2 protein-coding genes are annotated in these 3,540 nt (G+C 68.8%); one reads left to right on the top strand and one right to left on the bottom strand.

The window, feature by feature from the left end; translation table 11 throughout:
* Positions 1 to 191: 191 nt before the first annotated feature.
* Positions 192 to 1,625 carry a carbon starvation protein A gene (locus Q1X76_RS09950; protein ID WP_300719723.1) on the bottom strand — a complete coding sequence of 478 codons (1,434 nt, stop codon included), beginning with the start codon at positions 1,623 to 1,625 and terminating at the stop codon, positions 192 to 194.
* Between the two features lie 591 nt (positions 1,626 to 2,216).
* On the opposite strand from Q1X76_RS09950, the gene Q1X76_RS09945 reads away from it, so the two are divergent.
* On the top strand, positions 2,217 to 3,540 hold a 1,324-nt coding region (locus Q1X76_RS09945), incomplete at its 3' end, for a hypothetical protein (protein ID WP_300719721.1).

The following is a 3,540-nucleotide window of genomic DNA, read 5'->3' as shown; positions in this document are numbered from 1 at the left end:
GGGTGCGCCCGCCGGCGCATCGCGGGCCCCGGCCCGACCTGCCCCGGCTCCCCGTCCTGTCCGGCCTGCAGGGGCGGCCGGGCGTGCGGCTGCCTCCGGGACCGTGCTTGGTCGCCCCGCACGGAGACAGCGCGCAAAAAAAGGGCAGGGAAGTTCCCTGCCCTTGCATGCGATGGCGGCGCGGCGGAGCGCTACACTTCGTTGATGTCGGGAGCGCCGGCGATGGGCTTGCGGGCCAGGGCCAGGAAGGAGGCCAGGCAGACGACGGCCACGACCACGCCGATGATGTCAGCGGTCTGGATGCCCATGCCGAAGCCCATCTTGGGCTCGTAGCAGATGTAGGCGGTGCACACGGCGGTCATGAAGGTGGCCGGCGCGGTGCAGATCCAGTGCAGGCGGTGCTTGCGGTACAGGTAGGCGCCGGCGGCCCAGAGCATGATGGCGGCCAGGGCCTGGTTGGCGAAGCCGAAGTAGCGCCAGATGACGTTGAAGTCCACGAAGTTCAGCACCACGCCGATGGCGAAGATCGGGATGGCGATGGCCAGGCGGGCCGGGATGGCGGACTGCTTGAAGTTGAACATTTCGGCGATGGTCAGGCGGGCGGCGCGGAAGGCGGTGTCACCGGAGGTGACGGGCAGGGCCACCACGCCCAGGATGGCCAGCACGCCGCCGATGGGGCCCATGAGGGCGCGGGCGGTCTCATCGACCACGTTGGCGGGACCGCCGGCGGCGGCCAGGGCTTCGGGGCTGGTGTAGAAGGTCATGCCCACGGTGGCCCACACCAGGCCGATGAAGCCTTCAGCCACCATGCCGCCGTAGAACACGGCCTTGCCCTGCTTTTCATTGGACAGGCAGCGGGACATCAGGGGCGACTGGGTGGCATGGAAGCCGGACAGGGCGCCGCAGGCGATGGTGATGAAGACCAGCGGGAAGATGGGCAGCTGCTGGGGATGGGTGTTGGGGAAGGCGGCCCAGTTGTAGAATTCGCAGCCGTTGGTGAACATGGTTACGGTCATGCCCACGGCCATGATGATCAGCACGGCGCCGAACAGGGGATAGAGGCGGCCGATGATCTTGTCGATGGGCAGGATGGTGGCCAGGAAGTAGTAGGCGAAGATGACGGCGACCCAGAACATGTGGTCCATGTAGTCGGGGGTCAGCTTGGCCAGCAGGCCGGCGGGGGCGGCCACGAAGACCACGCCCACGAGCAGCAGCAGGATGACGGCGAAGACGCGCATCAGCTGCTTGGCGGCATTGCCCAGGTTGTAGCCCACGATGGTGGGCACGTTGGCGCCCTTGTAGCGCACGGAGAGCATGCCGGAGAAGTAGTCATGCACGGCACCGGCGAAGATGGTGCCGATGACGATCCAGAGCAGGGCGCTGGGGCCGTAGAGGGCGCCCAGGATGGGACCGAAGACCGGGCCCACGCCGGCGATGTTCAGCAGCTGGATGAGCCAGACCTTCCACATGGGCATTTCCACATAGTCGACGCCGTCGGCCATGGTCTTGGCGGGAGTGGGACGGTTGGGGTCCGCACCAAAGATTTTTGCAACGATGGAGCCGTAGACGATGTAGCCTACGATGAGGCCGGCCACGGCAAGGAGAAAATAGGCGTAATTCGGCATAGTATCCGCTCCCTCTGCGGCTATCCGGTTAAAGGGTGAAAAGAGCGGCAGCCGCGCGGGATCCGCCGGCTGCCCTTGTTGATAGGGATTCGTGACTAGCACGCTGCCGGAGGGGCGTCAACAGAGGGAAATGCTTTTTTTCCGCCGCCGCCGGGGAAAAAGGCCGCACGGTCCCAGTGTTTGTGGACCTATTTCGCTACCCTGGACAACATTATATGATTTTTGTCTTTGTGTGACGAAGGACGCGGCGCGTCCCGGGCAGGACAAGGCAGGGGTCTTGCGCGGCTGTACCGCCTGCAGGGCGGAAAGCCGTTGCGTCCCGGTCCTTTCCCGGTCTTTTCCCGGCCTCTGCCGGTGGGCCGGGAAAAGTCGGCCCCGCCGGGGGAGGACACGCCGGCAGAAGGGGCCCAGGCAGGGGAGGTGCGGCAGGCCGGCTCTGTCCGCCCGCAGGGGCGCGGCGGGACGGGAGCGGCAAAATGCCTTCACAGGTACGGTCCGGGATGCTAGCATGGCAGGCATCCTGCCCCACCTGCAGCGTGGTTGGGCACAGAGTTTTTATGGGCGTGCGTCCCTGCCGCCCGGAGGTCCTGTATGAAACTGGAACCCAAGGCCCCGGAACAGACCGGGTTCGTTTCCTATACGGCGACGCCCCCGTCCGGCGGGCGTCTGGATGATCTGCCCGCGCCTAGGGCGTCACGCAGCGGGGGCAAGCTGGGCTGCCTGGCCCTGCTGGTCCTGCTGCTGGTGGCCGGGGCCGCTGTCTGGCTCACGCGCGATGACGCCACCCGCGACGCCTGGCGCCGGGAGGCCCTGTCCTGGCTGGGTGGCTCGTCCCTGGCGCCGCTCGGCAACCTTTTGCACGAGACGCCTCCGCCGCCTCCGCCCTCGGTGGCCGCGCCGGCCACCGAACCGGGGACCCTGGCGGGGCCCGTGATCCAGAGCACGGTCAGCGCCCTGGTGCGGACCGATCTCGTGACGCCCGGGGCCGTGGCGCCCGCAGGGGAAGGCCAGGCGGCGCAGCCCCGGCAGTACCCTGCCGACAGCCGCGTGCAGCCGGCCTTCGTGGAGGATCTGGCCGGGCATGTGCTGGAACGCTTCCGGGGCAACGGTCTGGACCTGAGCCTGCCCGCCCTCAACCAGCGCTACGGGGTCAAGCTCACGGGGCTGGCGGGCGGCAGCCGCGCCGCGGTGCTGCGCTACGCCTTCCACCCCGACATGCTGCGCAGCCTCTATGCCATCTATGCCGACCGCTTCCTGGACAGCCTTGGATGCCAGTGCGCGCAACATGGCTGGAGCGAACTGCAGCAGAGGCAGCTGCATCTGGCCCTGGCCGGACGCCTGAACGCCTGGGCTGCGGCCCTGGACGGCGTGGCCGCCGTGCCCGGTCTGGCACAGCGGCTGGCCGAGAGCGAGCGCCTGCTGCAGGGATCGCTGGATATCTACAGCCAGATGGCCGGTACGGTTTTTGAGCTGGACGAGGCCCGCCAGCGCGGTGATGCCGCGGGCATGGCCACGGCCCAGCTGCGGGTGGACGATATCACCGGCCGTTACCGCCAGGCCCTGGACGCCCGCAGCGCGGCCCAGCATGCCCTGGTGGGCGAGATCCGGCGCCATGCCGGGGCGGCCCTGGACGAGGAGACGCTGCTCTTCGTGGCCCAGTGGGTGGGACGCCGTCTGCACGAGGACGGCAATGCCCTGGCAACGGTCCGTGCCGGAGCCGCGGCCCTGCGGGACATGGCCGCACGCTGCACGCGCATCGGCAGCGGCGAGGCCGCCGTGGGGCAGAACGCGCCCTCTGCGGCCCGGGATGCGCTTTCGGATGCGCCTCTGCGGCCCGGTCCCAAGGAAGCCCGTCCCCATCCCGCTGCTGCGCCGGCGCCGGCGGCAAGCCCCGCAGGCGCGCTGGAAGCTCCTG

Origin of the sequence: uncultured Desulfovibrio sp. (genome assembly GCF_949282365.1) — a bacterium.
Classification (GTDB): domain Bacteria; phylum Desulfobacterota; class Desulfovibrionia; order Desulfovibrionales; family Desulfovibrionaceae; genus Desulfovibrio.
Note: the sequence above shows the minus strand (reverse complement) of the source record. Positions and strands in the feature narration are given on the sequence as shown.

Bases quoted from the DNA above. Each gene is read 5' to 3' on its own strand.
- Q1X76_RS09950 (WP_300719723.1), bottom strand. From the start codon at position 1,625: ATGCCGAATTACGCCTATTTTCTCCTTGCCGTGGCCGGCCTCATCGTA.